Source organism: Paracoccus binzhouensis (assembly GCF_016446475.1).
Lineage (GTDB): Bacteria > Pseudomonadota > Alphaproteobacteria > Rhodobacterales > Rhodobacteraceae > Paracoccus > Paracoccus binzhouensis.
Genome location: NZ_JAEHFP010000007.1, coordinates 46408 through 65192, shown reverse-complemented (window position 1 = coordinate 65192; position 18785 = coordinate 46408). Strand labels below are relative to the sequence as shown.

Here is an 18785-nt window from a genome sequence, read left to right as displayed (position 1 = left end):
GAGCTGAGGGCCGCATTCTCCTTGCCCAATGCCTTGTTTTTCGAAAGAACGGTTCTCGCTTGCCGAGAATCATTGGTTCGATCACATCCCCCTTGAAACGCCCTCCGACGGCCCGCTGGATCGTGCCCTTGCGATCCTGGATTTCGTTGCCAGCCAGCGAAAGCCGGTCACCACCGCAGAGATCGCCCAGGAACTGGGCCTGCCGGTGCCGACGGCGCATCGGTTGATCAGCAACCTCGAGGCGCGGCAGATGGTGCAGAAGGCCCCCGGGACCAAGCGGTTCTGGGTCGGCAATCGCCTCGTGCTGCTGGCGGGCAAGACCATCGGCATCGTCCGCAACAACCGCGTCGTCTATGTGGACAGCGTGCGCGTTGCGCCCTCGCAGGGCCTGCAATTCGATCCGGGCGCCGATGCGCCCCTTTACTGCACCTCGACCGGCAAGATCTATCTGAGCCGGATGCCCGGCGCGGCGCGCGACAAGCTGGTCAGAACGCTGCTGATGCAGCGGCACACGCCGAACACGATCATCGATCCCGATGCGTTGCTTGCCCAGCTGGGCGAGGTCCGGCGCAAGGGCTGGGCCAGTACCAATGAGGAATATGTGCAGGGCGTCGTGGGCTGTGCGGCGCCGATCACCGGCCCCGACGGCACGCTGATCGCCTGTCTTGGGGTGTCGGTGCCGACCGCGCGGGTGCGCTACGACGAACTGGGGGCCTTTATCGAGCCCTTGCAGCGCGCCGCGCATCTGCTGGCGCAGACGATTCTGGAAGTCGAGGACACAGACGGCTGACCGTAAAAGGGTGACAGCCTCATTCTTTGGAACCAGAGCAACTGCCAGAATTCGAAAATCTATCAATTTTCGGAATAATTGAATCCGAAAAGAGAAATTTTATCGTGACAGGATCGGCATCCTCTCGCATCCTGATTTTCGAAATCATTGATCTCGGAAATTGATCAACAGGAGGGCTTGCCTTGCTGAAGGTCGGCCCACGGGGTGCAGCAGGAGAGCGATCCATGTCCTATGAGGTTGCCGCAGTGCGGCGACCTTTCCCGGCGGTAGAGCGGATGACCTATCTGGATGCGGGCTTTCAGTCGCCGCTATCCGTGCCGGTGAAAGAGCGGCTCGAGGCGTTCATCGCCGCGTCCTTCGACACCGCCGGTCCCAAGTCCGAATGGCTTGCGGGCCTGGAGGCGGTGCGCGGCCAGCTGGCTGACTTCGTGAATGCCGCACCCGAAGAGATCGCCTTCACCAGGAACACCTCGGAGGCGATGAACATCGCCGCCAACGCCCTGCCGCTGGAAGCCGGGGACGCGGTGTTGATGCTGGAGGGCGACCATCCGACAACGCCTATGCCTTCCTGAACCTGGCCCGCAAGGGCGTCGAGACGCGCTTCCTGCCGATGCCAGAGATCGTGGACGCCGTCTTTTTCGAGCGGCACCTGGGCGAGCGGACACGCGCCATCGCGATGTCGCTGGTGACTTTCCATGCCGGGCATCTGTTCGATGTCGAAAGCGTCGGCCGGCTGTGCCGGGAACGCGGGCTTTTCTTCGTCGTGGACGTGATGCAGGGCATCGGCGTGGTGCCGGTGGATGTGAAGCGGATCGGCGCCACCTTCGTCGGCTCGGGCACCCATAAGGGGCTGCTGCTGCAGGGGCTGGGCTTTCTGTACTGGAACCGCGAGGCGGTCGATGCCCAGCCCAGCTACATGGCCGTGATCACGCTGGAAAACCCGCCCGCCGACCTGATCGCGCGGCATGACAACATGGCCGTCGCCAGCACCGCCCGCCGGTTCGAGATCGGGAACTTCAACCTGCCCGCCGTGCTGGGGCTGGGCGGGGCGCTCGATCTGCTGGACGCCATCGGCGTCGCCGAAATCCAGGACCATTGCCATGCCCTGGGCGACCGGCTGATCGCCGGGCTGGACCGGCTGGGCGTCGGGCTTGTCGGCCCGCGGGCGCGGGCGCATCGCGCGCCGCATATCTATGTCGCCGCGCTGCCCGCCGCCGCCTGAGCAAGATGCGCCGGACCTGACCAGCAGGTCCGGCGCGATAAGAAACGAACCGACCAACAAGGGAACCAACATGAACAGCATCAAAAGCCTTGGCCTGTGCGGCGTTCTGGCCTGCGCGGCCCTTGCCGCCCCCGCCCATGCCGACAGCGTGACGCTGGAGCGCATCGCCTCGAACGAAGCGATCACCATCGGCTATCGTGAAGCCTCGATGCCGTTTTCCTATCTCGGCGCCGACTAGCAGCCGATCGGCTTCTCGCTGGACCTGCGCGCGCGGATCGTGGACAGCATCGAGGCAAAGCTCGGCAAGGAGATGCGGCTGAACTACGTCCCGGTCAATTCCTCGAACCGCATCCCGCTGATCCAGAACGGCACCGTAGACATCGAATGCGGCGGCACGGCGAACAACAAGACCCGGCAGCAGCAGGTCTCGTTCAGCGTTGCGACCTTCGTCAGCCAGCCGCGCTGGCTGGTGCTGGCCAGGAATGACCTCAAGGGCGCCGATGATCTGAAGACCGTCGTCGCCACGCAGGGCTCGAATGCCGTCGGCTTCGCGCAGGCGCTTTCGGCCCAGGGGATGGACCTGAACATCGCCCAGGCCAAGGATCACGCGGAATCCTTCCTGATGCTGACCTCGGGCCGCACCGTGGCCTTCATGGAGGACGACATCCTGCTGGCCGGGCTCCGGGCCGCGGCGCCCGATCCCTCGGCGCTGATCTTCCTGCCCGAAGCTTATGACCGGATCTATTACGGGCTGATGTTCACCAAGGGCGGTGCCGAGTTCAAGGCGGTGGTGGACGACACGCTGAAGGGGCTGATGGCTTCGGGCGAGTTCACCGCGATCTATGACCAGTGGTTCACGCAACCGATCCCGCCGCGGAACGAGAACCTCGATTTCGCGATGGGCGAGGCGCTGAAGGAACGCGTCGCCAATCCCAGCGACGCCGTCGAGTGACAACAACCCCGGCCGGGTGGCGGCCTGCGCGGCCCGGCCCCAAGCGAAGGTCATCGGCATGTTCGACGTGCTTTTTCAACCTGCGATAGACGGGCAGCTTTTACATCCGGTGGCTGCTGTCCGGCCTGATGTGGACGTTGCTTCTGGCCGTCGGCGGCTGGTGGATCGCCTTTGCCATCGGCGTGCTGGTGGGCGTCGGGCGCACCAGCCGCAACCGCGCCGTAGCCCTGGCCGCACGTCTTTATGTCGAGGTCTTTCGCAACATCCCGGTGCTGGTGCAGATGTTCCTGTGGTATTTCGTGTTGCCCGAGCTTTTGCCCACGGGCCTGGGCGACCGGATCAAGCAGATGCCGCCGCCCTGGGGCGCCTTCTTCCCGGCGCTGGCCTGTCTCAGCCTCTATACCGCGGCGCGCATCGCCGAGCAGGTGCGGGCGGGCATCGAGGCGCTGCCGGCCAGGACGAGGCTGCCGCCGCGCTGGGGCTTTCGCCTTGCGCCACCCGGCGCCACATCATCGTGCCGCAGGCCCTGCGGCTGATCGTTCCCAGCCTGACCAGCGAGGTGATGGGGATCTACAAGAACACGTCGGTCGCCCTGACCATCGGCCTGTTGGAGTTGACCGCGCAGGCACGGCAGATCTCCGAGGCGACTTTCCAGACCTTCGGCGCCTTCGCGGCGGCGACGATCATCTACCTGTTGCTGGCGCTGGTCGCCTATCGGCTGATGCTGTGGATCGACCGCCGCTTCCAGATCCCCGGCAGCGCGCCGGCCCGCAAGGCGCGCCGTCTTCCCATCCTGCGTCGCGGAGGTGCGCTATGAACGCGCGTGATTTCTCGGTCGTCGTCGATGCCCTGCCTTTCCTATGGAAGGGGCTGCAATTCTCGCTGCTGCTGACCGCCGTCGCCTTTGTCGCCGGGCTGGTGCTGGGAACCGGGCTGGTGCTGGTCCAGCATCTGCAGGTGCCGGTGCCGGCGCAGCTCGCCAAGGGCTATGTGGCGGTGATCCGCTCGATCCCGCTGATCATGGTGCTGTTCTGGTTCTTCTTCCTGGTGCCCCTGATCGCGGGCTGGATGTTCAACAACGGCCGGCCTATGCCGGTGGGCGGGGTGCTGACGGCATTTCTGACCTTCTCGCTGTTCGCGGCGGCCTATTATTCCTAGATCATCCGCGTCGGCCTGCGCTCGGTCGGCAAGGGTCAATACGAGGCCGCCGACGCGCTGTCGCTTTCGACCTTGCAGGCCTATCGGCACATCATCCTGCCGCAGGTGTTCCGGGTGACCTCGCCGATCATCCTCAGCCAGACCATCATCCTGTTCAAGGACACCGCGCTCGTCTACGTCCTGTCGCTGACCGACCTGGTGGGCGCGGCCTCCAAGGTGGCGCAGCTGAACGGCCGTCTGGTCGAAATGTATCTGACCGTGGCGGCGGTCTATCTGGTGATCTGCACCTCCGCCTCGCAACTGGTCGCGGTCCTGCGCAAGCGCACTCGCATCGCCACCAACCGCTAGAAAGGTTCCCGGCCATGAACAGCCCCGTTCCCACGGATCCCGTCATCAGGGCGACCGAGGTCAACAAGCATTACGGCAATTTCCACGCGCTGCGCGACGTAAGCCTGGAGGTCGCGAAGGGTGAAAAGATCATCATCTGCGGCTCCTCGGGCTCGGGAAAGTCGACGCTGATCCGCTGCATCAACCGCATCGAGCGGCACGACAGCGGCGAGATCCTGGTCGACGGCCACCGGCTGACCGGGGACACCAAGGACGTCGCCGCCATTCGCCGCGAGGTCGGCATGGTCTTCCAGAGCTTCAACCTGTTCCCGCATATGACCATCCTGGAAAACTGCACCATCGCCCCGCGCAAGTCGCGCGGCCTCGGCAAGGCCGAGGCGGAAGAGCGCGCCATGCATTACCTGACCAAGGTGCGCATTCCCGGCCAGGCCGGAAAATATCCCGGCCAGCTTTCCGGCGGCCAGCAGCAGCGCGTCGCCATCGCGCGGGCGCTTTGCATGCAGCCGCGGGTGATGCTTTTCGACGAGCCGACCTCAGCGCTGGACCCCGAAATGGTCAAGGAGGTGCTCGACACCATGGTGGAACTGGCCGAGGAGGGCATGGCCATGCTTTGCGTCACGCATGAGATGGGCTTTGCGCGGCAGGTCGCCGACCGGGTGATCTTCATGGATCGCGGCGAAAAGATCGAGGAAGCGGCGCCCGGCGATTTCTTTACCAACCTGCAAGGCCCGCGCGCGCAGGAGTTCTTGCAACAGGTCATTCACTGATCGGCGCGACCACTGCCGATCCGCGCCTTCGCGATCAGCCCCGAGGCGATGGCGTGCAGGCATCGGCACCCAAGAACGGTGGGCGGGCAGGGAGGCCCGAGCCTGTTCCGTCGTTGGCGGCTGGTCCGGGCATCTCATATCGGGGCCGCGAGCTCGGCGAGTTTTGCGATGGTATTCATGTTGCGAGCGGTGCCATCCGCGTCCGCGGGGATCGCAAGTTTCGAGCGGCCCATGCCCGCCGCGCCATAAGCCACATAGATTTCCCGCTTGCCCAGCCGAACCTCTTCGTCCTGCATGTGTTTCATCGTTTCGGGCGTGTCGGCGGGTGGCGGGGTGTCCAGAAATATGGCGACAGTCCCGCTGGGCGGAGCGTCAGGAAACGGATTCGCGTTGAGAACGTCCGCCATCTCTTTCGCCGTGCGCAGGATGACGCCGACCGGCTTGCCGGCATGGTCTTCCAGACGTTTCTCAAGCACCCGCTTGACCTCCAACACGGGCCGGTCGGACGAGAATACGACATTGCCGCTGGCGATATAGGTGCGGACCTTCCCGAAACCCTCGGTGGCGCACATCGCCTTCAACTCCGTCATCGGCAGCTTGCCTGTTCCGCCGACATTCACGGCGCGCAGCAGTGCAACGTATGAGACCATCCGATCTTCTCCCCAGCGTCGGCAAGGCAGTGGCTGGCTGAATGCGCCAGCATCGTGCATCTGAACCGCAAGGTTCATCAAGATTTTACAGAACGGCCACGCTCCTGTCATGCCGCCGCTGCATCAATCGCACCGGAATGACAGGAAAGGGACAGCGCGGCATGACGGGTTTGCGGCTGTCGAACATCGGCAAGAGCTATGGCGAGACCAGGGTTCTGTCGGGTATCGACCTCGATATCGCGGTGGGCGAATTCGTGGCCGTGCTTGGCCCCTCGGGCTGCGGCAAGACCACGCTGCTGCGGCTTATTGCAGGCTTTGACCGTCCCGATGAAGGCACGATCACCCTGGGCGACCGGCAGGTGGCGGGAGGAAACGTCATGGTGCCGCCCGAAAGGCGCGGCATCGGCATCGTGTTCCAGAACTATGCGCTGTGGCCGCATATGTCGGTGGCGGACAATGTCGGCTATGCGCTGAAGGTGGCGCGCCTGCCCCGGACCGAACGCGAGACCCGGGTGGCCCGCGCGCTGGACACCGTCAACCTAGCGCCCTTTGCCAGCCGTCGCCCGGCGGATCTGTCGGGCGGGCAACGCCAGCGGGTCGCGCTGGCGCGCTGCCTGGCCGCCGGTTCGGATCTGGTGCTGCTGGATGAGCCTCTGGCCAATCTGGATGTGCATCTGCGCGCCACGATGGAAGAGGAGTTCCACCGCTTCCACCGCGAAAGCGGGGCGACGCTGGTCTATATCACCCATGACCAATCCGAGGCGATGGCCCTGGCCGACCGCATCGCGGTGATGGACAAGGGCCGCCTGCTGCAATGCGCCAGCCCCCAGCAACTGTATCGCGAACCTGCCGACGCCACGGTGGCCGGTTTCATCGGGGGCGGGCTGGTGCTGCCGGTCGAGGGCCTGCGCCCCATGGGGAACGGGCTTGCCATGGCCGATCTTCTGGGAACGCGCGTCCGGCTGCGCTGCCATGCCGGGGAAACCGCACGGCCATTGGCCATGGCCTCGACCCATCCCGCCGATATCCAGCCCGTCCATCCGGGCGAGGCCGGCATCCCCGCCCGTGTCACCGCCCGCAACTATCGCGGCGGCAGCTGGTCCTACGAACTGCGCCCCGAGACGGATCCGTCCCTCCGGCTGCCCATGGTGCTGCCCGACACGGCCACGCCGCCCGAACCGGGCGCACGCCTCGATCTGGCGTTCCGCGACCTCTGGGCCATCCCGCTTCCCGGCGCCCCCGCTCCCGGCGCGGCGCCGATCCCTTCCTCCTCGCATCTCACGGAGCAATTCCAATGCGCCTGACTGTCACCACCCTTGCCCTGACGCTGGCCGCGACCGCGGCCTCGGCGCAGACCACGCTGACGCTCTACACCTCGCAATCGCCGGAAATCGCCCAGCAGACCGTCGACGCCTTCATGGCCAGGCATCCCGACATCACCGTGGAATGGATGCGCAACGGCACCTCGCAGCTGATGAACATCCTGACCGCCGAGCAGGAAGCCGGCGGCATCAAGGCCGATGTGCTGCTGGTCGCCGACAGCATCAATCTGGGCACGCTGAAAAGCCAGGGCCTGCTGCTGGCCTGGCCGGAAGCGCCGCTCGACGGCATCGACCCGCTGATGTACGATGCCGACAAGACCTTCTTCGGCACCAAGATCTCGTCCACCGGCATCGTCTACAACACCAAGATCGCTGCGCCCGTCGCAGGCTGGGCCGATCTGTTCCAGGATGCCAATGCCGGCCAGATCGTCGCCCCGAGCCCGCTTTATTCCGGCGCCGCGCTGGTCCACATGCATTCGCTGCTGCAGGACGCCAGCCAGGGCTGGGACTATTACCAGCGTCTGAATGCGCTTGGCGTGGTGCCCGAAGGCGGCAATGGCCCGGTGCTCAAGGCCGTGGCCGGGGGCCAGGTAAAGTATGGCGTCAACATCGATGCCGATGTGCTGCGCGCCAGAAAGGCGGGCTCGCCGGTGGAATTCGTCTATCCGGCCGAAGGCGCCAGTTTCTTCACCGAGCCGGTGGCGATCCTTGCCGGCACCGACCAGGTCGAAGCGGCCCAGACCTTCGTCAGCTTCGTGCTGTCGGAAGAGGGCCAGAAACTGGCCGCCGAACAGGGCTACATGCCGGTCGACCCCAAGGTCGCCTCGCCCGAGGGGATGCCGGCGCTGTCCGAGATCAAGCTGATGCCGCTGGATGCCGACCGCGCGGTGGCCGAGGATGCCGAGGCCCGCGCCCGGTTCACCGAAATCTTCGGCGGCTGACCGGGGATGACCTCCGTTCCGAACAGCACGGGGGCGCCGCGCGCGCCCCTTTTCCGGCTTTCGTCCGAAAGGATCGTGCTGGCCCTGCTGGCCGTGCTGATCCTGTCGGTTTCCGTCGCGCCGATGCTGCGGCTGGCGCAGGCGGCCCTTTTCGATGATGGCGGGCTGGCGATCGAGCGGCTGGCGAAGCTGTTCTCGCGCCCGCAGATCGGGGCGGCGATCTGGAACACCATCCATATTTCGCTGGCCTCGACCCTTGTTTCCGTGCTGGTCGGCACGATCTTCGCGGTGATCATGGTGCAGACCGACCTTGGCGGCAAGTCGGCGCTGGTCTTTGCCTTCGTGCTGCCCCTGATGATCCCGCCGCAGGTGACCGCCATGGCCTGGATCCAGGCCTTCTCACCCTCCGGCCCGGTGCTGGGGTTCCTCGGCCTGTCGATGGAGGCGGGCACGCGGCATCCCCTGTATTCCAGGACCGGGATCATCCTGCTTCTGGGCATCTACAATGCACCGCTGGTCTATCTTGCGATGCAGGCCAGCCTGCGCCGCATTCCGCTGGATCTGGCCGAGGCGGCCCGCGCCGCCGGCGCCGGTCCCGGCCGGGTGCTGCTGACGGTGATCCTGCCCCTGGCGCACGGCGGCATGGTGGCGGCGGCCAGCCTCGCCTTCGTCTCGGCCATCGGGAATTTCGGCATTCAGGCCATGCTGGGCATCCCCGCACGCGTGCCGACGCTGATCACCCAGATCTATCAGCAGATCAATGGGCTGGGGCCAAGCGCCCTGCCGAACATGGCGGCGTTGTCCTTGGTGCTGACCGCCCTGACCGTGGCGGGCGTGCTGCTGGCCGCGCGCGCCGGTGAGCGCAGCGATACCCGCGTCGATCTGGGCAGCCGCCCGCTGATGCTTCCGCTGGGCCGGGCCGGGGCCGTGGTCGCGGCGCTGCTCTGGGGCTATCTCATCGTTTCGCTGCTGCTGCCGCTGTCGGCGCTGCTCCAGACCTCGCTGGTCACCGCCTACGGCCTGCCGCTGACAGCGGAGACGATGACGCTGAAGAACTACGTCTCGGCGCTGTTCCAGCAAGTGTCGCTGCGCGATGCCTTCGTCACCTCGCTGTGGCTGACGCTGTTCACCATGGGCTTCCTGATGCTGGCCTCGGTTTTCCTGGGCTATTTCCTGACATGGCGGCGCGGGCCCTTGGTGCGGCTGCTCCATTTCGGGTCCGAGGCCGCCTATACCCTGCCGGGCATCACGCTGGGCGTCGCGATGATCCTGCTGTTCCTGCGGCCCTTGCCGGGGCTCGGGATATCGATCTACGGCACGCCCTGGATCATCCTGGCCGCCTATGTCGCGGGTTTCTTCGCGCTGGCGCTGCGCCCGGTGCTGTCGGGCTATGCCCAGATCGACCGCGCGCTGGAAGAGGCCGCACAGGTTGCGGGCGCGGGCTTCCTGCGCCGGATGCGCGACGTGATCTGGCCGCTGATCGCCCCGACCGCCATCGCCGCCGCCGTGATCGTCTTCATGACCGCGATCAACGAGATCCAGACCTCGATCCTGCTGATCTCCTCGGGCACCCGCACCATCGGGCCGATGATCATCTTCCTCGAGGAAGGCGGGGCCTCGACCCTCGCCGCCGCTGTGGGTTGCCTGATGATCCTGGGCGTGCTGGCGCTGATGCTGCTGTCGACGGCGCTGTCGCGCTTCCTGCCCAAAGGCGTGTTGCCATGGCAGTTCTGACGGCATTCAGCGGCTTGGGCGGCAAGTCCCCGGCAGCCTTCCTGCTGGAGATTGCCGGGCGACGCATCCTGCTGGACCTGGGCGAGGGGCCGACACCGGGCCAGCGCCCGGACCTGCGGGGCATCGGACGGGTCGATGCCATCGTCCTGTCCCATGCGCATATCGACCATGTCGGGGCCATCGACCTCTGGCCGCGGCTGGGCCGCCCGCCGGTCTTTGCCACCCGCGCCACCTTCGGCGCCCTGCCGCTGCTGGGCCTGCATCTGCCGCCCGAAGCCTGCCGCGCCCTGCCGCTGCAAGGCCCTGCGCAATTGCTGGGCCTGCCTGTCTTGGTCGGGCGCAGCGGACATGCCATGGGCGGCATCTGGCTGCATCTGCCGCAGGAGGGCGGCGCGCTTTACATGGGCGACTGGAGCCGGGAATCCGGGCTTCTGCCCTTCGATCCCCCGCCCCGGGCAGATCTGGTAATCACCGATCTTTCCTATGGCGACCGCGATCAGGCGTTGGCCGAGCAGGGGCCGGCGCTGGCGGGCAGCATCGTCCCCGGCACGGTGCTGCCGGTCCCTATCCTCGGGCGCGGCGCGGATATGGCGCTGCGACTGTCCGCCCTTGGCCTGTCGCCGGTTGTCTGCCCGCAGGTCCGGGCCGAGCTGCAGGGGGCGTTGCCCGATCTGCGCAGCGTCACCACCCCGTCGGAGGCGCGCGAGGGCGATGTGATCATTGCCGCAGATACCGAGCGACTCGGCGATCTGGTGTCATGCCTGATTGCCGATCCGCGAGGTTGGCGCTTCATCTTCACCGGTCATGTCGCCCCCGGCAGTGCGGCGGCGGGGCTGATCGCCGAGGGTCGCGCCAGCCGGCATCCCTGGAACGTGCATCCCCGTGCCCGCGACCAGATCTGGCTGGCCGAAATCACCGGCGCGAGGCATCTGGTTCCCGCCTTCGGGGCGTTGGACGATGCCCCTGAGCTTGCGCTGGCCTTGGCCCCGATCTGGCGACCGGACCGGATCTGCCCCCCGACAAAAGAAAGCCCAATCCATGCTGATCAAGGAAACCACCCGCGAGCGGGCCGAGAACGACATCACGATCCTTGTCCCGGTCCATGACCTGGTCCTGCCCCAGGGCCGGATCTGCCGCCTTTATGTCGGTAACCTGACCGGCGCCAGCGACGGCGCCGCGCTGCTGGCCGCAGGCATAACCTCTTCGCTGAATGTGTCGTTGAACATCGACGTCGCGCCCCTGCAACTGTCCGACGGCACCCATATGCGCCGCGCCAAGGTGGGCCTGATCGACGGGGCGGGCAATACGCCCGCCCACCTCGCCGCCGCCGTGCTGGCGCTGGAAGGGTTGGTCACGCAGACCAGCCCCGGCAAGCCGAACTATCCCGCCCATCGCGCTGGGCATGTGCTGGTGAATTGCCGGGGCGGGCGGTCGCGATCGGTCATCGTGCTGGCGATATACCTGCATCTGCGCGCGCCCGGGACGTTCCCGACACTCGACAGCGCGGTATCCCATATCCGCAGGGTGCGCGGCAATTCGGACACCTACCCGCTGCCCCCGATGCTGGATCTGGCGCGCGCGGTTCTGGCCAGCGGTAGCCTGCCCGCCCTGCTGCAAGGTTAGTCCTTCCCGGGTTCGTCGCAAGCGCGGCCGGCTTGACAGGGGGCGAACAAGCCGCAGCAAAGGGACGACAAGCGGGTCTCCCAGATCGTGCAGGTCCTTGATCCGCTGCCGAGACGCTCTTCATCGGGGAGATCTGCCCGCCGTCACAGGCAGCTTTCTTGAAACGCCTTGTTGATCGGCTGGCCGGGACGGTGCCCGACCAGCCCCAGGATCAGCGCACGGCCGAGACGACGATCTCGATCAGCACGCCCTTGCCCAGTTCGGCCACGCCGATGGTGGCGCGGGTCGGCAGATGCCCGGCGGGCAGCCATTCCAGCCAGGCCTCGTTCATGCCCTCCTTCTGGTCGAAATCGGTGATGTAGAGCATCGCCGTGACCAGCTTTTCCTTGCTCGAGCCGACCTCGGCCAGCAGCTTGTCGATCTTGGCGCAGATCTGGGCGGTCTGGCCCTTCATGTCCTGGGTCAGGTCGTCGGCGATCAGCCCGCCGAAGTGCAGGATGCCGCCGGCCTCGACGATGCGGTGGTTGATCCGGGTCGGGAAATGGCGCTGGATCATCGGGTTTCCTTTCGTTGGGAAGGTTGTGATCACGCGGCGAAGCGCGCGATCGAGAAGGGCGCCAGAGGCGCATTCGTGCCGCCGGTGGCGATCAGCCCGGCCATGATCTCGCCCACGCCCGGGCCCATCTGGAAGCCGTGGGCGGAAAAGCCGAAGGCGTGGAACAGCCCCTCGTGGCGGGCCGAGGCGCCGATGACCGGGATGTCGTCGGGCATGCGCGCCTCGACCCCGGACCAGCTGCGGATGATCTGGGCGCCGCGCATGACCGGGAACAGCTCGGCGGCGGTCTGCGCCGTCAGGCGCAGTTCGGGAAACAGGATCTCGGACAGGTTCGAGGCCGCATCGGCGCGGCCGCGCCTGCCGCCGCCGATGACCACGGTGCCGTTCGGCATCTGCTTGAAGGACAGGGGCCGTCCGGTCGCGCCCACCACCGCGTCGCAGAAATGCGGCAGGCGGTTGGTGACCAGCATCATCGGCGCGATGGCCTCGACCGGGGCCGGCTCGCCCAGCATCCCCGCCAGCCGCCCGCCCCAGGCGCCCGCGGCGTTCAACAGGCGCGGGGCACGGAAATCGCCCTGGGGCGTCGTCACGATCCAGCCGGCGTCGCGGCGGACGGCGGTGGCGGGGCAGCCTTCATGGAAGCGCACGCCCAATGCGGCCGCCTTGCGCTGAAAGGCGAAGGTGGTCCTGTAGGGCTGGGCGAAGCCGTCGCGCAGCGCCGCCAGCCCGCCCAGGGCGTGATCGGCGACGGCGGGCAGCAGGCGACGCAGCTCGGCCTGGTCCAGCATCACCTCGTGGTCGAAGCCCATGGCGCGCAGGTCGGCGGCGCGGGCGGCAAGGCTGGCCAGCTCGGCCTCGGTTTCCGCCACCTTGATCTGCGGCGCGATCTGGAAGCCGCAATCGTCGTCCAGGAAATCGGCGATGCCATACCAGATCTGCATGGAATGCTGCGAGATCGGCACCTCGGCATAATGCCGGCCCAGCCGCCGCACCCCGCCGGCGTTCACGCCCGAGGCATGGCGGCCGACGCTGTCCTTTTCCAGCACGATCACCGACATGCCGCGCAGCGCCGCATGCAGCGCCGCCGAGCAGCCATGGATGCCGCCGCCGACCACCAGCAGGTCGGCCGAGCGGCCGGAATGCAGCGCTGCCGTCATTCCGCGGCGATTCCGGGGGCGAAGCCGGCCAGTTCGGCCAACGGGATCGGCTTTAGCGGCGGCCGGATGCGGTAATAATCGGTGACCTGCGGGTCCTCGCCCTTGCGCGCGGCGATGATGCCGGCGACGGCAAGGCCGCAGACCCGGCCCTGACAGGGACCCATGCCGGTGCGCAGCATGGATTTCACCTGGTTGGGGCCGGGGGCGCCGAGATCGACGGTGGCGCGGATCGTGCCGGCCGTGACCTCCTCGCAGCGGCAGATGATGGTGTCGTCGGCGGGAGCAAGCACCTCGGGGGCGGGGGCGTAGAGCGCCTCCAGGAACGGCCGGATCGCGGCGTCGCGCGCCAGCGCCGCCCGCAGCCGCACGATGCGGGCGGGATCGCCGCCGGTGATGGACAGCGCCACCAGTCGGCCCTGCAGGGCGGCGGCCCTGGCGCCGCCGATGCCCGCCCCGTCGCCCGCGACGTAAAGCCCGGGGACCGAGGTCTGGCCGTGGGCGTCCAGCACCGGCCGGAAACAGTGCTGGCCGGCATCCCAGCGGTGATCGGCCAGCATCAGCCGGGTGACCTGCTGGTTCGGCACCACGCCCTGATGCAGCGCGATGCTGGTCGTCTCGATCCGCTGCGTGCGGCCGCCGACGGCAAAGACCAGCGCCCGGGCGGCATCCGCGCCCTCGACGGCAAGGCCGCTGGCATGGCGGTGGATCGGCACGCCCGCCGCCTTGACCTTGCGCATCAGCGCCAGCCCCTTGGCCAGGTAGGAGCGCGCCCGCAACGCCCTCAGCAGATGCGGCAGCGCCGCCCGCGTCCGCCCACGCGGCAGGTTCTCGACCACCGCGCGCGGCGGGCAGCCGGCATCGACCATCTGCGCCGCCAAGAGCCACAAGAGCGGGCCCGAGCCGACCAAAACCGCATCCTCGGCCACCACGCCCGAGCCCTTCAGCAGGATCTGCAGGGCGCCGACCGTGGTGACGCCGGGCAGGGTCCAGCCGGGGATCGGCATGGGCCGTTCCAGCGCGCCGGTGGCGGCGATGATGGCCCCGGCGCGCAACTGGTGCGAGACGCCCTGGTGCGAATAGTCGATCACCCGGTCGGTGCCGATGTTCCAGACCAGCGCGCCGGCCAGGTAGGTCGCACCCGAGGCGCGGAAGCTGTCAGCAAGGCTGCGGCCCTCGGCATAGTCGGGGCCCAGGATCTGCAGGCGGCGCGGGCCGGCGGTCTCGATGCCGCGATAGATCTGGCCGCCGGGGGCCGGGGCCTCGTCCAGCAGGGTGACGGAAAGGCCGGCTTTGGCGGCCTCGGTCGCGGCGGCCATGCCGGCGGGGCCGGCGCCGATGACGACAAGATCGGCGAATGGGATGGTCTGCTGGGTCATGGATGCACCTCTGCCGCGCCGCGCTGGCGGCGCACGGTCAAGCCCTCGGTCACGGGGATCATGCAGGCCTGCCGGTTCGGCTGGCCGTCGATCTCCACCAGGCAGTCGAAACAGGCGCCCATCATGCAGAAGATGCCGCGCGGCTGGCCCGAGACCGCGCTGTCGCGCAGGTCGCGGATGCCGGCCGCCGTCAGGGCCGCGGCGACGCTGTCGCCGGCCCGCGCCTCGATCCGGCGGCCTTCGAAGGTGAAGCTGAGCGTCGCCCCTTCGGGGTCAATGCGCCGTGGCATGTCCAAATCTCCTTGCGGTGAAGCGTTCGACCTGTGCGTCCAGCCGGCCGCGCGCGATCATCGGCGCCAGGGCCAGCGCATGGGCACCGGCCAGCGTGACGCCGGAATGGCAGTTGATGGAAAAGGCGCCGGGAAAGCCCGGGGATTCCTGGTAGATCGGAAAGCCGTCCAGGCTGAGCACCCGCACCGCGCCCCAGCTGCGCACCACCCGCAGCCGGGCGATGGCGGGAAAGCAGCGCACGGCATGGCGGGCGATGTCGCGGATCACCGAACTGACGCTGTCGGTGGAATAGCCGGTATCCTCGTGGCTGTCGCCCATCATCACCGTGCCCTCGGCGGTCTGGCGCAGCACATGGGTCGGCATCGGCAGCAGCGGCGCGGCGCGTTCGGTCACCAGGATCTGGCCCTTTTCCGCGCGCAGCGGGATGGTCATCCCCAGCGCGGGTGCCAGTGCGGTATTGCCATGCCCGGCGGCCAGCACGATCTTGCCGGCGCGGTATGTCCCCTTGCCGGTGCGGGCAAAGAACCCCTGGCCGTCGCGCCCGACCTGATCGGCGCGCGCATCCGGCACATAGCGGCCGCCCCGCGCGGCGATGGCGGCGTGCAACCCGCGCAGCAGCCGCAGGGGGCTGGCATGGCCGTCATGCGGCGACCAGCTGGCGCCGATCACGTCCGGTCCCAGTCCCGGCAGCATGGCGTCGAGCTGCTGGCGGTCGATGATCTCGGCCCCGTAGCCCGCGGCGCCGTTCACGTTGTGCATGCGGGCGATCTGGGCGCGCTTGGCCTCCAGCTCGGATTCCGACAGCATGAAATGCACGCCGCCGGGCTTTTCGTAATCGGGCGAGATGCCGCTGTCCTGCTCCAGGAGCCCGGCGAATTCCGGCCAGAGATCGGCGGAATGGCGGGTCCAGCGGGCATAGTCGTGCAGGCCGTCGCCCTTGGACTGCACCCAGACCAGCCCGAAATTGCCCCGGCTGGCGCGCAGCGCCACGTCGCCTTCGTCCAGGACGGTCACCCGCTCGCCCTCGCGCGCGAGGCCGTAGGCCAGCGCCGCGCCGACCAATCCGCCACCGACCACCAGCGTGTCGGCGGCGCGTTCGTTGGAAGTCATGTCTTGCCTTCTCCGATCAGGAGTTTGTCGAGCCCGTAAAGCCGGTCCACCGTCAGCATCAGGGCCACCGTGAACAGGATCGCCACCGTCGAGACCGAGGCGACCAGCGGGTCCGTGGTCTGCGCGATATGCGAGAACATCCGCACCGGCAGCGTCGTGGTCGAGGGGCTGGCGATGAACACCGTCACCGTCAGCTCGTCGAAGCTGGTAATGAAGGCCAGCACCCAGCCGCCGACGATGCCCGGCAGGATGGTGGGCAGGGTGATGCGGCGAAACACCGTCCAGTCGGATGCGCCCATGGCGACGGCCGCCCGCTCAGTCGCGGCGTCCAGCCCGACCACCGAGGCCAGCACCAGCCGCAGGATGAAGGGAGTGACGATCACCACATGGCACAGCATCATGCCGGTGAAGGTGCCGCTGATCCCCACCAGCGTCAGGAAGCGCAGGAAGGCGATGCCCAGCACCACCGTCGGCACCATGAGCGGCGACATGAACAGTGCCTGCAGCGCCTCGCGGCCCCGGAAGCTGCCGCGGCCGATGGCGAGCGCGGCCGGCACCGCCAGCACCGTGGCCAAGGTCGCCGCGATCAGCGCCAGCTTCAGGCTGATCCAGGCCGCGGCGATGAAGTCGGGATTGTCGAGGATGGCCCGGAACCAGCGCAGCGACAGGCCGCTGGGCGGGAATTCCAGATAGCCCGTGGGCGTGAAGGACACGCCGATCACGACGAGGATCGGGGCCAGCATGAACAGCGCGAACAGTGCGCAGAAGGCCTTGGCGAAGATCCCGTTGCGTCTCATGCGTATTCCTTTCCGACGCGGGCCTCGACCAGCCGGGTCCAGGTCAGCATCACCGCCATGATCGCCACCAGCAGGATCATCGCGATGGCGGCGCCAAGCGGCCAGTTCAGCGTGTTCATGAACTCGTCATGCACGGCGGTGGCGGCGACCTTGACCCGGCGCCCGCCGATGATCGCCGGCGTCGCGAAGGCCGAGGCCGAAAGCGCGAAGACGATCAGCGACCCCGACAGCACCCCCGGCATCGCCTGCGGCAGGATCACGCGGCGAAACACCGTCCAGGGCCGCGCGCCCAGCGATTCCGCCGCCGCCTCGGCCGAGGCATCGGCGCGCTGCAGCGCCGCCCAGACCGCAAGCACCATATAGGGCAGCATGACATGGACCAGCGCCAGCACGATCCCGCCCGAGGTATACATCAGCCGGATCGGCCGTTCGATCAGGCCAAGGTCCATCAGCGCGCCGTTCAGGACGCCCTTGTTGCCCAGGATGATCGCCCAGCCCAGCGTGCGCACCACGACCGAGATCAGCAGCGGACCCAGCACCACCAGCACCATGACCGAGCGCCAGAACGGCGTCATCCGGTTCAGGAACCAGGCCAGCGGCACGCCGATGGCGGCGCAGATCAGCGTCGTGGCCAGCGCGATGCCGAAGGTGCGGCCGAAGATCTCGTAGAAATAGCCGTCGCCCAGCACCTCGGCATAGTTCGCCAGGCTCAGATCGCCGCCGATGCCCTTGTAGAAGTCGAAGCTGTTGAAGCTGAGCACCAGCGTCATCAGCAGCGGCACCAGCAGCATCAGCGCGAAAAGCAGCAGCATCGGCGCCGACAGCAGCCATTTGCGCGCGGCGGGCGGCAGCGCGGGGCGCGCGGTCTCGCGCAGGGTTTCGGTGGATGCCATGGTCATGCCGCGCCCTCGACCGGCAGGATGCGCAGATGGTCGCGCTGCCATGACAGGTGCACGGTCTCGCCCGGCGCCGCCTCGGGGCGGCCGGTATTGCGGCGCAGGATCAGCAGCGGCCCCAGCGGCGTTTCCACCTTCAACAGCCACTGATCACCCAGGAACACCTGTTCCGAGACGGTGCCCGAGACCAGCCCCTCGCCCTCGGCCACCAGTTCGATGCGTTCCGGGCGCAGCGCCAGTTCCACCTCGCCCGGCGGCAGATCGGCCGCGGGGCCCTGCAGGCGCAGCCCGCCCAGGTCCAGCGCCGAGCCCTCGGGGCCCTTGCCGGACAGGCGCCCGCGCAGGCTGTTGCTTTTGCCCAGAAAGCCCGAGACGAAAGAGGTCTGCGGCGCCTCGTAGGCATCGAAGGGGGCGGCGGCCTGTTGCAGCCGGCCGCGCTCCATGACGATGACCTGATCGCTCAGCGCCATGGCCTCGGACTGGTCATGCGTGACCAGCAGCGTGGTGACGCCGGCCTCGCGCTGGATGCGGCGCAGTTCCAGCTGCATCTCCTCGCGCAGCTTGGCGTCCAGGTTCGACAGCGGCTCGTCCAGCAGCAGCAGTTCGGGTTGGATCACCAGTGCCCGGGCCAGGGCCACGCGCTGGCGCTGGCCGCCGGACATGGCGCGCGGATAGCGGTCGGCCAGATGCGACAAATGCACCAGGTCCAGCGCCTCGGCAACGCGGCGCTTGCGTTCGGCCCGGTCGACCTTGCGCATCTCGAGCCCGAAGGCGACATTCTCGGCCACCGTCATGTGCATGAACAGCGCATAGGTCTGAAAGACGATACCCAGCCCCCGCTGCCGCGCGGGCACGGCGGCGAGGTCGCGGCCGTTCAGCAGGATGCGACCCGAGCTGACCTCCTCGAAGCCCGCGATCATCTGCAGGGTGGTGGTCTTGCCGCAGCCCGAGGGGCCCAGCAGCGACACGAAACTGCCGCGCTCGACGCTGAAGCTGAGCGAATCGACGGCGGTGAAGGTGCCGTATGTCTTGGTCAGGTTGACCAGGTCCAGGAAAGCCATGCGATTTCTCCGTGCCGTAGGGTGCGGGAAACGG

General features: G+C 67.7%; 22 protein-coding genes and 1 pseudogene. 14 read left to right on the top strand and 9 right to left on the bottom strand.

Annotated features, from left to right (window positions below):
• The first annotated feature begins 28 nt into the window (after nucleotides 1-28).
• From I9P22_RS03945 to I9P22_RS03910, 9 genes and pseudogenes are all read left to right on the top strand, one after another.
• Nucleotides 29-790, top strand: a complete 762-nt coding sequence (locus I9P22_RS03945) for an IclR family transcriptional regulator (protein WP_199258078.1) — start codon at nucleotides 29-31, stop codon at nucleotides 788-790.
• Nucleotides 791-972: 182 nt separating this feature from the next.
• Nucleotides 973-1362: an aminotransferase class V-fold PLP-dependent enzyme gene (locus I9P22_RS24820; protein WP_199258077.1), complete on the top strand. Its 390-nt coding sequence runs from the start codon at nucleotides 973-975 to the stop codon at nucleotides 1360-1362.
• 38 nt (nucleotides 1363-1400) lie between these two features.
• Complete coding sequence (locus I9P22_RS24815; RefSeq protein WP_199258076.1) at nucleotides 1401-2012, top strand: aminotransferase class V-fold PLP-dependent enzyme; 612 nt, start codon at nucleotides 1401-1403, stop codon at nucleotides 2010-2012.
• 70 nt (nucleotides 2013-2082) lie between these two features.
• Nucleotides 2083-2250: a hypothetical protein gene (locus I9P22_RS03930; RefSeq protein WP_199258075.1), complete on the top strand. Its 168-nt coding sequence runs from the start codon at nucleotides 2083-2085 to the stop codon at nucleotides 2248-2250.
• 6 nt (nucleotides 2251-2256) lie between these two features.
• Nucleotides 2257-2964, top strand: a complete 708-nt coding sequence (locus I9P22_RS03925; protein WP_332909001.1) for an amino acid ABC transporter substrate-binding protein — start codon at nucleotides 2257-2259, stop codon at nucleotides 2962-2964.
• A 128-nt stretch (nucleotides 2965-3092) separates the two neighbouring features.
• A pseudogene (locus I9P22_RS24935) lies at nucleotides 3093-3781 on the top strand (amino acid ABC transporter permease).
• Nucleotides 3778-4122 (top strand): ABC transporter permease subunit, encoded by a 345-nt coding sequence (locus I9P22_RS24495; protein WP_233253188.1) that lies wholly within the window; start codon nucleotides 3778-3780, stop codon nucleotides 4120-4122. The pseudogene I9P22_RS24935 and the gene I9P22_RS24495 overlap by 4 nt, the downstream one beginning before the upstream one ends.
• Complete coding sequence (locus I9P22_RS24490; protein WP_332909000.1) at nucleotides 4123-4470, top strand: ABC transporter permease subunit; 348 nt, start codon at nucleotides 4123-4125, stop codon at nucleotides 4468-4470.
• Between the two features lie 14 nt (nucleotides 4471-4484).
• On the top strand, nucleotides 4485-5237 hold the full coding sequence (locus tag I9P22_RS03910) for an amino acid ABC transporter ATP-binding protein (protein ID WP_199258073.1): 753 nt from the start codon (nucleotides 4485-4487) through the stop codon (nucleotides 5235-5237).
• Nucleotides 5238-5371: 134 nt separating this feature from the next.
• Here the strand turns inward: I9P22_RS03910 and I9P22_RS03905 are convergent, their stop codons facing one another.
• A complete protein-coding gene (locus I9P22_RS03905) occupies nucleotides 5372-5998 on the bottom strand; it encodes a DUF1697 domain-containing protein (protein ID WP_233253187.1) in 627 nt (208 codons plus the stop codon).
• A 50-nt stretch (nucleotides 5999-6048) separates the two neighbouring features.
• On the opposite strand from I9P22_RS03905, the gene I9P22_RS03900 reads away from it, so the two are divergent.
• From I9P22_RS03900 to I9P22_RS03880, 5 genes are read left to right on the top strand one after another with little or no spacing between them, the layout of a single operon-like run.
• A complete protein-coding gene (locus tag I9P22_RS03900; protein ID WP_199258072.1) occupies nucleotides 6049-7191 on the top strand; it encodes an ABC transporter ATP-binding protein in 1143 nt (380 codons plus the stop codon).
• Nucleotides 7182-8150, top strand: coding sequence for an ABC transporter substrate-binding protein (locus I9P22_RS03895; protein WP_199258071.1), 969 nt, complete (start codon nucleotides 7182-7184; stop codon nucleotides 8148-8150). The genes I9P22_RS03900 and I9P22_RS03895 overlap by 10 nt, the downstream gene beginning before the upstream one ends.
• A 6-nt stretch (nucleotides 8151-8156) precedes the next feature.
• Nucleotides 8157-9884: an ABC transporter permease gene (locus I9P22_RS03890; RefSeq protein ID WP_199258070.1), complete on the top strand. Its 1728-nt coding sequence runs from the start codon at nucleotides 8157-8159 to the stop codon at nucleotides 9882-9884.
• Nucleotides 9872-10990, top strand: a complete 1119-nt coding sequence (locus I9P22_RS03885; RefSeq protein WP_199258069.1) for an MBL fold metallo-hydrolase — start codon at nucleotides 9872-9874, stop codon at nucleotides 10988-10990. Before I9P22_RS03890 ends, I9P22_RS03885 begins: the two co-directional genes overlap by 13 nt.
• Nucleotides 10923-11507: a protein-tyrosine phosphatase family protein gene (locus I9P22_RS03880; protein WP_199258068.1), complete on the top strand. Its 585-nt coding sequence runs from the start codon at nucleotides 10923-10925 to the stop codon at nucleotides 11505-11507. The genes I9P22_RS03885 and I9P22_RS03880 overlap by 68 nt, the downstream gene beginning before the upstream one ends.
• Before the next feature lie 211 nt (nucleotides 11508-11718).
• Here I9P22_RS03880 and I9P22_RS03875 read toward each other — a convergent pair whose 3' ends face one another.
• The 8 genes from I9P22_RS03875 to I9P22_RS03840 are packed head-to-tail and all read right to left on the bottom strand — an operon-like array spanning nucleotide 11719 to nucleotide 18751.
• On the bottom strand, nucleotides 11719-12063 hold the full coding sequence (locus I9P22_RS03875; RefSeq protein WP_199258067.1) for a RidA family protein: 345 nt from the start codon (nucleotides 12061-12063) through the stop codon (nucleotides 11719-11721).
• Between the two features lie 29 nt (nucleotides 12064-12092).
• Nucleotides 12093-13220 (bottom strand): NAD(P)/FAD-dependent oxidoreductase, encoded by a 1128-nt coding sequence (locus I9P22_RS03870; protein ID WP_199258066.1) that lies wholly within the window; start codon nucleotides 13218-13220, stop codon nucleotides 12093-12095.
• Entirely contained in the window at nucleotides 13217-14596 is a 1380-nt protein-coding gene (locus I9P22_RS03865) for an FAD/NAD(P)-dependent oxidoreductase (protein ID WP_233253186.1), read from the bottom strand. Before I9P22_RS03865 ends, I9P22_RS03870 begins: the two co-directional genes overlap by 4 nt.
• Nucleotides 14593-14886, bottom strand: a complete 294-nt coding sequence (locus I9P22_RS03860) for a (2Fe-2S)-binding protein (protein WP_199258065.1) — start codon at nucleotides 14884-14886, stop codon at nucleotides 14593-14595. The genes I9P22_RS03865 and I9P22_RS03860 overlap by 4 nt, the downstream gene beginning before the upstream one ends.
• Nucleotides 14870-15997 (bottom strand): NAD(P)/FAD-dependent oxidoreductase, encoded by a 1128-nt coding sequence (locus I9P22_RS03855; RefSeq protein ID WP_199258064.1) that lies wholly within the window; start codon nucleotides 15995-15997, stop codon nucleotides 14870-14872. The genes I9P22_RS03860 and I9P22_RS03855 overlap by 17 nt, the downstream gene beginning before the upstream one ends.
• On the bottom strand, nucleotides 15994-16794 hold the full coding sequence (locus I9P22_RS03850) for an ABC transporter permease (RefSeq protein ID WP_199258063.1): 801 nt from the start codon (nucleotides 16792-16794) through the stop codon (nucleotides 15994-15996). Before I9P22_RS03850 ends, I9P22_RS03855 begins: the two co-directional genes overlap by 4 nt.
• Nucleotides 16791-17693: an ABC transporter permease gene (locus I9P22_RS03845; RefSeq protein WP_233253185.1), complete on the bottom strand. Its 903-nt coding sequence runs from the start codon at nucleotides 17691-17693 to the stop codon at nucleotides 16791-16793. Before I9P22_RS03845 ends, I9P22_RS03850 begins: the two co-directional genes overlap by 4 nt.
• Nucleotides 17690-18751 carry an ABC transporter ATP-binding protein gene (locus tag I9P22_RS03840; RefSeq protein WP_199258062.1) on the bottom strand — a complete coding sequence of 354 codons (1062 nt, stop codon included), beginning with the start codon at nucleotides 18749-18751 and terminating at the stop codon, nucleotides 17690-17692. The genes I9P22_RS03845 and I9P22_RS03840 overlap by 4 nt, the downstream gene beginning before the upstream one ends.
• Nucleotides 18752-18785 lie beyond the last annotated feature (34 nt).